Annotated in this window: 10 protein-coding genes; 3 read left to right on the top strand and 7 right to left on the bottom strand. The window is 52.4% G+C overall.

All coding sequences use genetic code 11. From position 1 onward, the window contains the following. Positions 1-272: 272 nt before the first annotated feature. Together AC2IBB_RS26670 and AC2IBB_RS26665 are read left to right on the top strand one after the other, a co-directional pair. Entirely contained in the window at positions 273-2,075 is a 1,803-nt protein-coding gene (locus AC2IBB_RS26670) for a DUF1302 domain-containing protein (protein ID WP_486329739.1), read from the top strand. A gap of 39 nt (positions 2,076-2,114) precedes the next feature. After that, positions 2,115-3,491, top strand: coding sequence for a DUF1329 domain-containing protein (locus AC2IBB_RS26665; RefSeq protein ID WP_486329738.1), 1,377 nt, complete (start codon positions 2,115-2,117; stop codon positions 3,489-3,491). An 86-nt stretch (positions 3,492-3,577) separates the two neighbouring features. Here AC2IBB_RS26665 and AC2IBB_RS26660 read toward each other — a convergent pair whose 3' ends face one another. The 7 genes from AC2IBB_RS26660 to AC2IBB_RS26630 form a co-directional block, all read right to left on the bottom strand. After that, positions 3,578-4,480, bottom strand: a complete 903-nt coding sequence (locus tag AC2IBB_RS26660) for an acyltransferase (protein ID WP_486329737.1) — start codon at positions 4,478-4,480, stop codon at positions 3,578-3,580. Between the two features lie 162 nt (positions 4,481-4,642). Beyond that, the gene (locus AC2IBB_RS26655) at positions 4,643-5,059 is read right to left on the bottom strand and encodes a YkvA family protein (protein ID WP_486329736.1); all 417 of its coding nucleotides are present in this window, start codon (positions 5,057-5,059) and stop codon (positions 4,643-4,645) included. A gap of 93 nt (positions 5,060-5,152) precedes the next feature. Beyond that, the gene (locus AC2IBB_RS26650) at positions 5,153-5,977 is read right to left on the bottom strand and encodes a glucosaminidase domain-containing protein (RefSeq protein WP_486329735.1); all 825 of its coding nucleotides are present in this window, start codon (positions 5,975-5,977) and stop codon (positions 5,153-5,155) included. 140 nt (positions 5,978-6,117) lie between these two features. Further along, the gene (locus tag AC2IBB_RS26645) at positions 6,118-8,442 is read right to left on the bottom strand and encodes a hypothetical protein (protein WP_486329734.1); all 2,325 of its coding nucleotides are present in this window, start codon (positions 8,440-8,442) and stop codon (positions 6,118-6,120) included. Between the two features lie 209 nt (positions 8,443-8,651). Next, positions 8,652-9,215, bottom strand: coding sequence for a YfaZ family outer membrane protein (locus AC2IBB_RS26640; protein ID WP_486329733.1), 564 nt, complete (start codon positions 9,213-9,215; stop codon positions 8,652-8,654). A 201-nt stretch (positions 9,216-9,416) separates the two neighbouring features. After that, positions 9,417-10,418, bottom strand: a complete 1,002-nt coding sequence (locus AC2IBB_RS26635) for a DUF3187 family protein (protein ID WP_486329732.1) — start codon at positions 10,416-10,418, stop codon at positions 9,417-9,419. 111 nt (positions 10,419-10,529) lie between these two features. After that, the gene (locus tag AC2IBB_RS26630; RefSeq protein ID WP_486329731.1) at positions 10,530-12,317 is read right to left on the bottom strand and encodes a cation:proton antiporter; all 1,788 of its coding nucleotides are present in this window, start codon (positions 12,315-12,317) and stop codon (positions 10,530-10,532) included. Positions 12,318-12,680: 363 nt separating this feature from the next. Between AC2IBB_RS26630 and AC2IBB_RS26625 the strand changes: the two genes are divergently transcribed. Then, a complete protein-coding gene (locus AC2IBB_RS26625; RefSeq protein ID WP_486329730.1) occupies positions 12,681-14,957 on the top strand; it encodes a response regulator in 2,277 nt (758 codons plus the stop codon). Positions 14,958-15,402 lie beyond the last annotated feature (445 nt).

Raw genomic sequence — 15,402 nt, 5'->3', positions numbered from 1 at the left:
GGACCGAATTTGATAACTGTTTACGTCCTGAAAATCCTGGATAAAAGCCATAACTTTCTTATTTTTTCATAACTTGCGTTTTTTATTTAGACTGTTGGTGAATCCGGGCAATAGCGTCTATAGTGTATGAGACTTTCATCGTAGAAGATCCCGCCGTGTTTTCACGTCTTTTACATCTTCTAGGGGTCGACATTAAAACAAAAAATTGGGTTTACACAGAACGTCTTCCTGCATGGCATGAAGATCTAAGAAAAATAACGGAGTAGCGTTCGATGATAAATAAAAATAAACGTTGGCGTCAGTGGACAAAATTACCGTTGGCCGTCGCAGTGGCGGCGACAATCTCTGCTCCGGCACAAGCGTTTCAATTTTATCTGGGCGATATTGAAGGCTCGCTGGACACCACCATCACCGCTGGAGCAAGCTGGCGGATATCCGATCGCGATAAGAATCAGTTGAGTCCTGGCAACCAGGGGCTGACTCCTCCGCCAACAGGCTCCTATTCAAACGCAGCGTCTTCCCATAATAGTGATAATGGCAACTGGAACTTCAAACAAGGCGAGACGTACTCAAAAATAATAAAGGGCACATCTGACTTGATGTTGCGCTATGGCGACTACGGCGGCTTTACTCGTTTGCGTTATTTCTACGATAAGGAGTTGATGGATGAGGGGCGCGCTTATGATGAGGCTGGCCAGACACGCCCGATTAATAAACAGGGACTGGAGCAAGCTGGGGCGGATGTGCGCTTTCTGGATGCCTATGTCTGGGGGGACTGGTATGTGGGCGATACGCCTGTCAATGCACGTTTAGGCAGGCAGGTGGTCAGCTGGGGAGAGAGTACGTTTATCCTGGGGGGGATTAATATTATCAACCCTATTGACGCCGCGGCGGCGAGAGCGCCCGGGGCCGAAGTAAAAGACGTGCTATTGCCGGTTAATATGTTTTATATGTCGGTTGGGATAACAGAAGACCTGACTACTGAGTTATTTTATCAATTAGAATGGGAAAAAGCGGAAGCTGATCCCTGTGGAACGTTTTTCTCCAATAGCGACTCGGGTCCAGATGGTTGCGGAGGAGTCGTGACCACTGCGCAGTCGCCTGAGTCCGTAGTAGTCGACTTAGAAGAAAGGTCAGGGATTGATACAGTTAATGAGCGTTTAGCTGACAACGAGCCTGATAACAATGGCCAGTATGGTATTGCTGCACGCTGGTATGCGGCTGACCTTGGGGATACGGAGTTTGGCTTCTATTTCGTGAATTATCACAGCAGGTTACCCTATGCATCCTTTCTTGTTCAGGACCCCTCTACTGGACAGGGGGCGAAATACTTTGTTGAATTCCCAGAAGATATACAGCTGTTTGGCGTAAGCTTCAATACAAGTACTGATAGTGGCTGGTCTATTGGCGGGGAAATTACTTACAGGCCAAACCTGCCAATTCAAAAGAACTCTTTTGAGTTGACTGCAGCCAGTCGCCAGGCCCCATTTAGCGCTTTTGCCGATGAAGCCGTGGCTGGGCAGATTCTGCGCGGCTACGATGAGTTTGCGGTTACACAGGCGCAAGTAACGTTCATCAAGTTTTTTGATCAAATCATGGGCGCCAGCCGATTAACTTTTGTCTCAGAAATTGGCGCTGTCTTTGTGCATGACTTGCCTAATGACTCACGATATGGGCGCGACAGCACCTATGGAATTGGTCCTGTGAAGAATGGCTCCGGCTTAAGCTGTGAGAATCCCGCTGTAAACCTGAATCCCAGCTTTTGTGAAGACGAGGGCTATGTCACCGACTTCTCCGCTGGCTACCGTATGCGCTTCACGCTTGATTATCCCAACCTCTTTGCAGGGATTAACTTTGAGCCTTCTTTAGCTTGGAGTCATGATGTTAAAGGCTATGCGCCGGAACCTGGCGCGCCCTTCAAAGAAGGCTCGAAAGCAGTTGGCTTGACTCTTAAAGGCGTCTACCTGAATAAATATACCGCTTCCGTCGGTTATACCAACTTCTTTGGAGGCGAGCCGTACAATTACCTCAATGACCGGGACAACGTTTCTGCGAGCGTATCGGTGTCATTTTAGGGTTTAGTTAAGTTATTTAAGGTTTATGAGGTAGCCTCAATGAGATTGAATTCAATAATAAAACTCAGCGCTTTGGCGCTGGCGATATCTTCCTCTTTCGCCTGGGCCAAGGCGCCGGCGAGTGAGGTCGCTAAATTAGGCGATACTTTGACGCCTATCGGTGCGGAAAAAGCAGGCAATGCCGACGGGACCATTCCAGCCTGGGATGGCGGGCTGAAGACGATTCCTGCCGGTTACGACGGCATTGACTACATTAACCCGTTCGCCGCTGAAAAGCCCAAGTTTGTGATCAGCGCTTCGAATGCGGATCAGTACAAAGATAACTTGTCCGCTGGCCAGATGGCGATGCTGAAGAAATATCCGGGCAGCTATAAGATTAAGGTGTACCCCACGCATCGCACATCAGCCTATGAGCAGAAGATTTATGATGCGGCCAAGAACAATGCGACTTCCGTCGAGCTGGTGGCGGACGGCAACGGCATCACTGACTACCAGACTGCCGTCGCGTTTCCTATCCTGAGCGGCAGCTCTTCCGATCAGGCCAAGCAGATCATTTGGAACCATATTACTCGTTGGCGCGGAGGCTCATTGAGCAGGCGCGTGGCGCAGGTGACGCCGTTGGCGAACGGTGATTTCACGCCAGTTATTTTTTCTGAGCAACTGAGTTATGTCAGCTCGTTGTCTGATTATAAAAGTGGCGCTGATCCCAACGTTATTTTCTACTTCAAACAAGAAATAGAGTCTCCTGCGCGACTGGCGGGGAATGTTTTGCTGGTCCATGAAACGCTGAACCAAGTGAAAGAGCCTCGTCGGGCCTGGATTTATAACGAAGGCCAGCGTCGCGTGCGCCGGGCGCCTCAAGTCGCCTATGACGGTCCAGGTACTGCTTCAGATGGGCTGCGCACCACTGATAACTTTGACATGTTCAACGGCGCTCCGGATCGCTATGACTGGAAGGTCTTGGGCAAAAAGGAAATCTATCTGCCTTACAACGCTTATGATCTAAGCTCGAAGAAGGTGAAGTATTCAGATCTGGTGCAGCCAGGCCACCTGAATCAGGATATGGCTCGCTACGAGCTGCATCGCGTGTGGGTGGTGGAAGGCGTCTTGAAGTCCGGCTCCAGGCATATCTACGCCAAGCGAGTTTTCTATGTGGATGAGGATACCTGGCAAATTGGTCTGGCGGACCATTATGACGGTCGTGGCGAGCTGTGGCGCGTTGCGGAAGGACATCATGTTTACTTCTATGATCAGAAGATTTCCTGGTTCTCCGCAGAAGTGCTGTATGACCTGCTGTCAGGGCGTTACTTGGCCCTGGGCCTGACTAATGAGGAGCCGAAAGGATATGAGTTCAACCTGGAGGCCAGCTCTCAAGATTTCACTCCTGCGGCGTTGAGACGGTCGGGCAGAAAGTAAGCGTGTAAAGACGTCTTATAAGACAAGTATAGAAAGGAGGGATGCCCCTCCTTTCTTCGTTTTAAGTGTTGAATAATGTACGAAGTTCAGGAGGCGTATTGCTGGTGGAGACGTTCCAGCTGCTCGTCTTTCCTTTGCCAGAGTTGTGCGATCCACTCCTGAAACTCTGCGCGGAACGCCGCATCATTCATATAATCTCTGTTCAGGAACTGACTGGGGATGCGGATTTTTTCAATGCGGATAACTACCTTTTTGATTTGCCCTGACGCCAGTCCCCAAAAGCCCAATGCTTTGCCAGGATAGTGAATCGTGATGTTGAGCATGGTGTGAAGATGTTCTCCCATTGCGCCGAGCACAAACGCGGCGCCGCCCGCCTTTGGCTTTAACAGGTGTTTGTAGGGTGATTGCTGGTGGTCATGCTTGGCTTGAGTGAAGCGTGTTCCTTCCAGGAAATTAAAAACGGTGACAGGAGTATATTTGAACTTTTCACAGGCCTTTTTTGTGGTTTCCAGGTCTTTGCCTTTCAGGGCTGGGTTACGTTCTATTTGCTCCCGGGTATAACGCTTCATAAATGGAAAATCCAGCGCCCACCAGGCCACTCCGATCAACGGCACCCAAATCAGCTGCTGCTTAAGGAAGAACTTCAGCATTGGAACCTTACCATTCAGCACCCTCTGAACAATGGGAATATCAGCCCAGGTCTGATGGTTGCAGGTGACCAGATACCAGTCGTTGGGCTTGAGGTCATCATCGCCTTCCACATCCCACTGAATATCGTGAAGGAAATACAGCAGTCCGTTATTGATATTGATCCAAAGCCCGGCGATGCCTATCAGCGCAATGGTGCAGTATCTCCGCACAACGCTGATGGGTGTGAGCAGCTTGACGAAAGCCAGCGCCAGCACAAAAGGAAACAGGATGGAGGTGGAGAGCAGGATTAAGCAGATGGCTAAAACGCCTCTTAGCCAATGAGGAAGAAAGCTCAACATTACTTGAAATATCTCGTTTTTGTGTTTTCAGGAAGTCTGTTTATTTGTTGTTCAGGCGCATAACTGAAGCGCCCGGCGCTCTTGTCGGCGTTGAAGGCTCAGCGGACAGATGGCTCGCCAGAGACCTAAAGTGGGTGAATCAATTGGGTCTTGATACGGCTGTCAATCACTCCCTTGCTGAGGTGTGTCCTTATTCGCGGACTTAAACCACGTCGCTGTTTTTTCCTGCGCCCGTCGTCTGATCTCCGGTGTGATATGGGCGGCGATCGTCGCAATGGCCCCCGCCATGACGGCCAGATCGTCTGTATAGCCGAGAATAGGGGTAAGGTCGGGAATGCCGTCGACTAGTGAGATGAAATAACCCAGAGCGCCGTAAATGACGGTTTTACACCAAACCGGTGTATTGGGCGACGCGGCAGTGTAATAGAGCGTCAGTGCGTGCTCGACGGTCGTTACGCCCGCGGAGGCGGCGGCCGCCCCCAACTTTTTCCATAGCTGGGCCCCAGATACTGATGGGGGATTTTCCGTCTCAAGACGGGGTGGCTCGGAGAGGCGATGGCGGGCTAGATTGATGCTCATAGTTCGTCTCCTGGTTTAGATGGAGTCCTTTTCATTTTACGCAACACCACCGGGATTTTCTGAATTAAATAACGAGCGCTCACGTTTTAATCGTCAGAGTGTGGCGGCGTCAGTGGGCTGATCGTACCTTTCCAGACCATTGGCCCGTATCATGCCCTGTATTTCTGCAATATAAGCATGCCCCCGGCTGGAGTACTTCGCCAGACCGGGCGCCAGGCTCTGTCCTGTTACGGTGGCGCCCTGCGAGCGCAATTTCTCTCTGGTCTTGCGAAGCTCAATATAGTGCAGGTTCCGGTTGAGGTTGCGCATGTAGCTCACCACTGAGTGATAAACGGTGTCGAAGCGCGCCACTTCATGTTGCAGGTTGGATGCTCTTTGAGCGGGTTCAATGCCGCAGCCAGGTTTGAAACACCACTGTCCGAACAGGTTGTTGCCTTCACGGGCGAATCTGGAGCCTCCCCAACCGGACTCATTTGCCGCCTGCGCCAGCACCAGGGAGGGCGGAATGGTATCCACTCTGCGCAGCATGAGCTTGAAAAAGTCGTTATTGAAAGCATCATCAAACGGAACGCGATAAGTTTCCGCCAAGCGTTGTAAACGGGCGGTATTCTCAGTCGAAAAAGTGGTCTGTCGCTGCATTTTCGTGATGAACTGGCGCTCTTCTCTGATCTGCCGATTGGCTTGCTGCACCAGCGGCAACAGATAAGAGAAAAACGCTTCTTTCTTTTCGCCGACATCCTGGTAGCGGCTGAAATCAGGAAGTGGGGCGGCAGGAATCAGGTTGACGCTTTGGGACTTGCGCTCTTTTTTGTTTTCTTTGCCCACCAGAGCGTGCAAGTCATACCAGAGAGTAAACGTAAAAAGCCAAACTAATGCGCCGCTAAAGGCAATAACGGCATAACTGCGGTAATTCTTCATGTACTACCCATCGTTTTTGCTAGCAGATTTTATTTTGCGTATTTAGTTTAGCTGATTCAACACTTTGGTCTGGGCGGTGAGCGCGTGCTGGCCCCTCCCTTCGCTGGAAGAGCGCGGGGAGGGACAGTGAAGGAATGTTCTTAATCGGAGTTGGCGGTCAGCGCCTGGCGCTTGAAGCCGTATACCAATCCGATGCGATCGCCGTAGCGCACTAGTAATACCAGCAGGTTGCCGCCGCTGGCGGCGAAACCTTCCAGTGTCAGTGTCTCTCCGCCAGCAGGCTGAGGATCGCTGAAGTCCAGTTTGAGCAGGTTTCTGGCGGCGCCGGTATTGGCGGCTGGAGATGCCTGTGGCGTCAGAGAGTAATCCGCATCGTGATTTTCGATATCACTGAGGGTTTGGCTGCCAATGGTTTGCGTTACCCTGCGTTCGTTCAGGTGCAAGGTGGCGACAGACGCGTCGTCAAACGTCAAGGTCGATAGATTGTGGTTGCCGAACAAAGTGGCGCTTCCGCTGATGCTCAGACTGTTGCCGTACAAGACATAACTGGCGCCCGCATAATTGATATCCGTGTCAGAAAGCCTCACGGCATGGATGATGCCTTGGCCTTCTGTGTCGCTATCGATGTTGAATGACAGTACATTGCCGGAGGGATCGCTGACGCCGGTGGCCGCGCCGGCTTTAACTCTGCCGGTGTACTGCGTCTCATAGGTTTTATCTTTGTTGTTGTACTTGATCGTGGGCAGCCGCTCCAGCGGCAGAGACTCTGGGGCTTCCGTCGATACGCCCACGCCAGACGCCGAGCCGTCGGCGCTGCGGCTCATTTGATAGGTGTGATATATATCGGGATCGCCCGCAATGGGTGCAGGCTGGGTTTGCGCTATGTCGCCCGCCGTCGCTCGCCAGTGGTGAATCGCTCCGGTGACTGTCATAACCGGGTCTGTATCGAGCTCCTGGCGCAGACTGACTACGCCATAGTCGCCGCCGTCAATAACGGCGGTGCTGAAATTCGAAGATTGCAGGCTGTGGAAGAGCCAGCCGAAAGTATTCAGCTTTTCCAGCGTCTGCTCCCTACTGTATCCCCCCGTCGACTTGGCGGCCAGTTCTATCGCGAATCCATCGCTCAGGTATGCGGAAGCCATGGAGGGAGAGGATGAGCTGTCATCGTTTGTCGACTTCGTTGTGTAAAGCCGGGTATAGAATGGGTTGGTCAGCCAGCCGGATGGGCTGACGCTGTCCTCCCTCGTAATGTATTGAGTCTGCAGGCGCGCCATATCGAAAAAGCCGGCTGGAGACAGATAGGTCAGGGTTGAACCGACATGGGCGTTGATATCGTCTTCTTCCGCTGGCGCCCCTGGATTGTAAACATCATCCGAGACTTGCGTCAGGCTATGACGTTCCCAGGGGACTTGCTCTACGATAATGTTGTTGATGATGCCCAATACGGTCGCGGTAAAGCTGGCGATGGGGTAAGAATACGTCGTGACTTCTGCTGAAGTGTTGGTTTTGATAGTGGCGATGCGATTGGAGAACACAACGGTTTTGCTCCCATTGGGCTGCCCCTGATTCAGGCCAGCGGCGAATAAAACGGAGTTATACAAGCCTGCTCTGTTTTCCAATACGGGGGCAATGCTGGTTGAGGTTGTGCCGTCGATCTTTGTTTCGCGAATGGTGGCGATGAACTGATCGACAAAGTCGTTAAATAATACGTTTTCGCCAAGAAACGCCATTGTTTCTTCCAGATCTGCGCTATCTGGCAGGGTCACTTCAAAATCCTGCACCCCGTTCATCAACGCAGCCCAGTTCAGCATGCGCGCGGCCGCCTGTGAGCCACAGGAATCCGAACCGTCATTGCAGGGCATCATGCCGTCAAGCTCGGCCTGTGAACTCAGGCTGCTGAAGAAGTCCCTGACCGCATACTCTGACGCGGCGGTGATCAGTATCCCTTTGTTTGCGTTGGGCAGACCGGTGCGAATCACTGAGCCGTTACTCAGCTCCGCTGCAATAACCAAGTCAATTCTCTGAGGGATAGAGCCGTCGAAGGTGATGGTGTAGCTGCCGTCGCTAGAGCGATTGACGGAATAATCATTGCCTGAAATCACGCCGCCGGAAATGGCGTTGCCGCGATAATCCAGCTGTTGGACGCTCAGGTTAGCTGCAACTTTGTCTCCTGCGGAGATAGCGTAGGCCGAAGCCGGCAGGAAGGCGCCTAATATTTTTTGAGCAATTGTGGCTTCCTGCATGCCGGGCGTGGCGAGGACGGCGACGTTGACTTGTCTGGCGTCGATTGGGTCGGGAGGCGTTTCGCCACTGGCGTCGCCCGCAGGAGGATCAACTTTGTTGTCGTTCTTGGGGGGCGTATAGCCGCCGTTGCCATCGAGAGACTCATCACCGCCCCCGCAGGCGGACAGTAAGGACGCAAGCAGCAGGAGCGCGGAAATTTTTTTCAGCTCACGCAATGACATAGGCAATTCCATTGTTGATTTTTATTGAGGTTGTTGGCGCTAGTCTAAGGGTTTTTACGGAGGGCGGAAAACCCTGGGGTGAGGAATCTGTGAAACAGTCCCAGCCGGGGAGGCGCAGGAATGGAGGAGAAGAAATCGCCGCAGAAGACGAAAAGCGCCCTCTGCGGCGAGAGACTGTCTTGGTGAAAGCCGTGCGCTTTCTATAGAGACTAGAACTGTAGAGCGAAGCCGACGTTCAAGCCTTCATCCAGCGTGATGTCGTTATTGCGTTCAATGTCCGCTTTGATGACGCGGTATCCCAGATAAATATCGGCGTTGGGAATCACGCGGTAAGTAGTTTTAACGTCAAAACGGGAAAACTGCTCGGCGTCCTGAAAGGAAGTAATGGACGGCGCGAAATGGCCCGCTAGTTTGAGTCCCAACCCTGGAACGGCGGGAATTTTGATGTGCGCGTATCCGCCCAAGGCGATAGCTGAGCCGTCTACGTCGCTCTCTGTGAACACGTCCAGTTGCGCGCCGATTCCAACCGTCGTCGGCAGATTACCGATAGCGGTTTGCCCCCGCGCATGTAGATCGCCATTGATCAGGTGGCCGCCGCCTTTGTGGTACAGATAGCCAAGACCTGTTTCAAAATCTCTGGATTGCGGCAGCATATTGACCTGCGCATTAACGGATTCATCGCCAATGTTGAAGTCAAATTCGGAAGCGGTTGCGATGTTGGCTCCCAACAGTGCGGCGGCGCCGATAGCCGCGTTAAGCCCTAAAAATCTCATGGATATGATTGCTCCTGGTTTATTCATGCTGAGAAAAAGTTTCCGGCGAACTTCCGTTAGCGGAATGCGTCCATCTACGAAATAGCAAGTAGCGGATTGCGGAAATACGCCCTCAGGCGCTAAAGGCGACAAGCCGACATCTTAACCACAGGCGAATGTCGGCTCAAATTAATAACCGGTTAACTGGCGGTCACAAATAGCTCACCAACCGTAGGTCATCCCCAGAAGGGCGACAAAATCCGGCGTAATAGTGGTGTTGAGGTCTTCAGCGATAGCGATGTTCAGGGTTAGCGCCTCGCTGAGGGAGATTTGTCCGCCAGTGGTCAATTGCAGCGAAAAGTTACTCAGCTCTCGTAATTGACTATGGTAAAGCCCGGAATGGCTGTCTAATTGCGCGGTCAGCGTAAGATAGGGAAGGGCGCGCCAGTGCCCGCCGGCCCGAAGGGAGAGCGCCCAGTTCTTCTGTAAAGGCGCCAGATCAAGATCGCTGTCGCCAAGGTAGCTGACCGCCGCGCCGGCGAATGGAGTGAAGCGTTGCTCAGGCGTATTCTGTGCGCCCTCCCAGCCTATGCCAGCGGACCAATCCCAGGCGCCGCTGCCCGTGAGCTTGTCAGCGCTACCCGTGGGCGCCTTTACTTCCAGTTGCGCGAGCCAATCCTGCTCCCAGAAGTGTAACAATTGCGAGTAGCCGACACGGAGATCGCCGAAGCCGGACACTTCTTCGCGAAAGTTAAGCAGCCGTTCACCATCCCGTTGATAGACGTAGGCGAATTGGTCATTGGAGTTCTGCGTTCTTCCCCCTTGCGGCAGTCCGAACCATTCGTGCCAGTCATAGATGAAGTCGTCCCAAAAGCCTTTGCTGTGGTCAACATAGGGGGCTCTTAACGTAAGTTCTGCGTCGCTTGCAAAGCGCCAGCGCAACGATAACGAGGTAATCGCTACTTCTCCGTCAAAGTAGGAAATCTCACTGGTGTTTTCATGGGTGACGAAGGTGTTAGCGGTGGCGTGTTGCAGGCTGATCTCGAAACCAGAAGGCGCTTTATTCAAGGCCGTTTGGATAGAAGGGAGTCCAAAGGTTTGAGCGAGCGGAGAGAAATTCCCAACTTCGAACGGTGTTGGCGGCAGCGCTGACGCCTGAGTGGACACAAGAGCACAGGCGCAAGTGACGAGCGCCCTACAGGATATTTTTATATTCAACGTCATCGGTTGGATGACTCCTTCATGTCATGCCAAGTTGTTTGAACTGCCTTGCAGAGGCTTCGCTCTCGGCAGAGAGGAAGCCTTAAGGCGACTCAGAAAGTTTAGCGGCAGGCGCTAGCCGACGAGACTGATCAGCACCTGTCCCGGCTTGGGCTGCAGGTTCTTCTTCACAGTAAAGAAGGTCAGACCTCCATTTTCCCCTACCAGACACAGAGGTAAGGGGTCCTGGTCCTGGTTTCTTTCTTTAAACTGCTCGTAGGTAAAGTCTTTGGTGAGCGGAGTGCGCTTGATGACGGCGCCATGATTTAACCGCTTCATGATGTGGTTGTAGGTGGCCTGAGTGGAGAACAGGGCGACTCCAGAGAGGTCTTCAGGAATCCACTGAGCGGGCTTGTCTTTGTCTTCAGGTTCGCCGAGCTGGTATACCTCTTTGACGCCAAAAATGTCGGAAAACCGGATACAGGCGAGTGAGTTCAGTTCCAGGTTGGGCGTCAGCGCCAGAAAGCGTCCCATGCCGGTGTAGTTGACGCGCTCCAGTAATTGTTCAGAAAGCACATTGCCCAGCAATGTCGGCGTTCCCTCCATGCGGGCTTCTTTTATGTTGCTCCAGCGGGCGTCGACGATCAGCACGCTCACGTTTTCATTTTTCAACGCTTTGGCGAGCGCATTGGTGAAGGCGTTGGAGCCGAGAATGATGCAGCCTTGCGGGTTGTCGTCGGACAGCGCCAGCTTTTTCGCCAGCGGTCTGGCGCCTAACCCGTAGATCAGTATTGTCCCCATAATGATCAGGAACATAGTGGGAGGCAATGCTTCCGCTTCCTCGTAGCCGATGCCTTGAAGACGTACTGCGAAAAGCGACGCCACTGCCGCCGCGACAATACCCCGGGGGGCCATGGAAGACAAAAATAGCTTTTCCTTCCAGCTTAGATTGCTTTTCACTGTTGAAGCCCAAACCGCCGCCGGGCGCACCAGAAATACCAGCAGTAACAGGAAGGCGAAGCTGCCGGCGTGGATATGCTCCAGATCCTGGACATCGAGGCGTGCGGCGAGGACGATAAACATGGAGGAGAGCAGTAGAACCCGCAGGTCCTCTTTAAAACCGACCAGATTGCGGATCGAAACCAGGCGCTGGTTGCCCAGATATATCCCCATGATGGTAACGCTGAACAGGCCGCTTTCATGCTGAATCAGGTTGGACGCGGTGAACAGGCACATCACCATCGCCAAAGTAAAGGTGTTGCCCAGGAACTCAGGTATCCAATGGTGGCGCAAAGCTGTGGCTACCAACATGCCTGCAATCAAGCCCATTAATCCGCCAACCACGACCGTCAGCAGAAAGCCGGACAAGAACAAGGTGGTGGCTTTCCCGACGCTGGTGGACACCACCGCCTCGTAAACCAATACAGTGAGAAGCGCGCCAATGGGGTCGTTGAGGATGCCTTCCCATTTCAGGATAGAGTTAACCTGACCTTTGGGGCGAATCAGCATTAACAGCGGCAGCACCACGGTGGGGCCGGTCACAGTGAGTATGGCGCCGATCAGCAGGGCGAGAATCCAGGGGACGTCGAGAGTGATCCAGGCCAGCAGGAAGGCGAGAAACCATGTGATCAGGATGCCGACGCTGACGAGACTGCGGACAGCGATTGAGCTGGTTTTTAGTTCCGTCAGCTTGAGGCTGAGGCCTCCCTCGAACAGGATGATGGCGACAGCGAAAGAAATGGCGGGAAACAGAAAGTCGCCGAAAATTTCGTCAGGGTTCAACACGCCCGTAGTCGGCCCCAGCACAATACCGCTCAGCAACAATAAGAGTATAGAAGGCAGTTTCAGTTTCCAGGCTATATACTGAGATGCGACGCCGAAAAACAGTATGGCGGCGAGGGCTACGACGACATGTTCGTTCAAAGGGGGAACTCCGAGCCGGAAGGATTGAGTATTAGCAGTCAGTTTTTCCGCTAAAGATAGCAGTTGATCCCTGGTGTGGCCAGCTTAACGCCAATGTGGACATTGATTGATCGACGTCCTTCTTCATGCTTTTCATTGCCGCAGAATACGTAGGCGGGATGGATTATTGACGGGAACATATATAGAGTTGTCGCTGTCCCAGGGGCGGGCGGCGGATGCGTGACTGGACGTCGCAAGTGTCAAAGTATGGTTTTGCTACAATATCGATAGCGCTCTCAATGGTAGTAGGCAAACAGGGAGTTTAGGAGTTTGTGGGGTAAATTTAGTAAACGGCTGCGAAAGTATCCTTTAGGATCGAAGGTCGTGGCGAGCGTCCTGCTGTTCAGCACAGCCGTCGCCCTGGTCTCCACCGGCGTACAGTTGTGGCTGGATTACCGTGCCGAAGTGGCGGCGCTCAACACCAGGCTGGATGACGTAGCCAGCACTTTCGAACCAGGACTGGCGAACAGCCTGTGGAGCATCAATCACGATAACCTGGATGTGTTATTGCGTGGATTGCTGCGCCTGCCGGAAATCTACAATGTATCTCTGGTCACCAACTATCAGGACGTATTTACCGCTGGCGCGCCGCCATCCGGAGAGCCCTCGTTCAGTAAGGTTTACCCTATTTATCAACCGGGCATGGATAACTACTGGCTTGGAGACCTGACGCTGATCGCCACATTGGAGCCGATCCAGCACAAAATCTGGGATCGGCTGCTTATCATTCTGATCACTCAGAGCGTCAAAACCTTTGTCGTCGCTATTTTCTTCCTGCTCATATTCTGGCTATTGGTCAGTCGGCATCTGGAAAAAATGTCTCAATACTGCCGCAGGCTTGAGATAGATAATCCAACGGCGACGTTGACCCTGGATCGAAAACCGCCGTCTTCGTCGGACGAGTTGAGCCAAGTGGTCACTGCTATCAATAATCTACGCATCCGCATGCTGGAACAGACTCGGATTCTGCGACAGTCCGAACAACGCTCACAGGTGGAGCGATCTCAGGCGGTAAAGGCGAATCAAAGCAAGAGTGTATTTATCGCCAATATCAGCCACGAATTACGCACGCCGATGAACAATATCCTCGGCTATACCGGCTTACTTCTGGATACGCCAGTCTCGCAGGAGCAACGCGAATATTTATTGGCGGTGCAGCAGAGCTCTGAGTCACTGCTGACGTTGTTTAACGATATGCTGGATCTTTCCAAGCTTGAGGCGGGCACCACCCAGGTGGACTTGGCGCCGACTGAACTGCGCGCCTTGTTGCAGGCGGCGGTGGCGCGCGTCTCAACGGTGTCGGAAGCCAAAGGCCTTAACGTGGAGACCTTTGTTGACGCCGGCCTGCCTACTCGAGTCCTGACGGACCGCAATATTCTTTTGCGCGTGCTGGAAAGCCTGCTGTCAGTTGCGATTACTGTCACTGTCAAAGGGCAGGTAGTGCTGCATGTGCATCCAGTGGCGTTTGACGAAGATCGCGTGCGCATTCGTTTTACGGTGGAGGATAGTAGTCCGGGGATCAGTCCGAATGAAATCGACACACTCTTATCCAATACCTTCGAAGCGCCGGTATCGCAAGGACTCAATGAGGTTGGAACCGGGTTGCGGCTGGCGTTATGCAAGCAGTTTGTCGAGCTGATGGGCGGCTCTTTTGGTATAGAAAGTGAAGAAGGTAAAGGAACCACCTACTGGGCTCAGTTATCCTGTCAGCGCGTGCAGAGCTACAGTCCGCAGATTCTGAACGAAGAGAATATCTTCAGAGAAAGTCGTATTTTGGTGGCGGACGCCAATGAGCTCAGTCTCAAGGCGACCTTGGATATTTTCTCTGAGGAATCACTGTTGCATTGCGACATTGCTAAGACTGAAGAAGAGGTCAGGGCGTTGGTGAGTCAGGCGGTGGACTCCAAAGCGCCTTACAATGCGATGATTCTTGACGAGTCTCTTCCCGGCGGTGAGTTGATAGACCTGGTAAGGTCTATCAAATCGTTGGACCTGCAAAAAAGCGCGCCGGTTTTGGTGCTGTCGTCCCATCCGCAAAGGGAGCATGTATCCGAGTTGAAGGGCGCTGGCGTGTCCGGCTATCTCAGCAAACTGGATAGGGAGTCGCATTTGCGGGACGCCTTGTATACAGTGATGGTTGAGGAACCCAATGAAACTTCAATCATCCTCTCTCCCAGTTTGATGACATTCGAAGACCGAAGAGACTCCAGGCGTTCAGGGCTGCGTGTTCTATTGGTTGAAGACAATACCGTCAACCGTAATCTGGCGCGAAAGATGTTGGAAAAATGCGGGTGTCGAGTGGACTTTGCTGAGAATGGTGAAATTGCGATACAGCAGCTGGGTTCGACCCATTTTGACCTGATATTTATGGACTGCTGGATGCCGGTGATGGATGGCTACGAGACAACCAAACGCATTCGTGAGAGCGGGCAAAGCTTCTCGCATATCCCTATCGTAGCGCTGACGGCGAATGCATTTCCTGGGGAAAAAGAGAAATGTATGCAATGCGGCATGGACGATTTCTTGACTAAACCTATTCGTTTTGAAGAGCTTAGCGGCATTGTGCGTCACTTTGAGGAAAAGGTCCTGGAGCAGGCTTGATGTGGCCTTTTTGTGACACGTAAGGGATGGCGCTGTTAAATTTTGAAAAATTAACCTAAAAAAGCCATCTTCATGGGAATGAGCGGTTGAAAAAAAGGGCTTTTTCCCCTAAATCTTAAATTAAGGAATATTGTAGTGCGCTTGGGGTTGTGTTCTATGGGCCTTCAGTTTCAAGCGCCAAGAAGTGGGAGCGGTAAAGCGAAGGAGAGTGCGCAGAACTCTTTATTGAACACAAACGCCAATGGATGAGCTGTAGGAAGGTCGACTAAACGCTGACATTGAATAGGCGATGTGCTTATGAACATGTTTGTGACTGGAGATACAGCGATGCGTCAGTTTATACGCCATCCTACAGATATCCCTATTCTGCTCGAAAAGAAACATCCTTCCAAAGAAACTGGGCTTTCTCAGCCCCGGCTTCAAGATGACGCTTTAATTCATAAAA

This window comes from Hahella sp. NS-SX17, from assembly GCF_057367735.1.
Note: the sequence above shows the minus strand (reverse complement) of the source record. Positions and strands in the feature narration are given on the sequence as shown.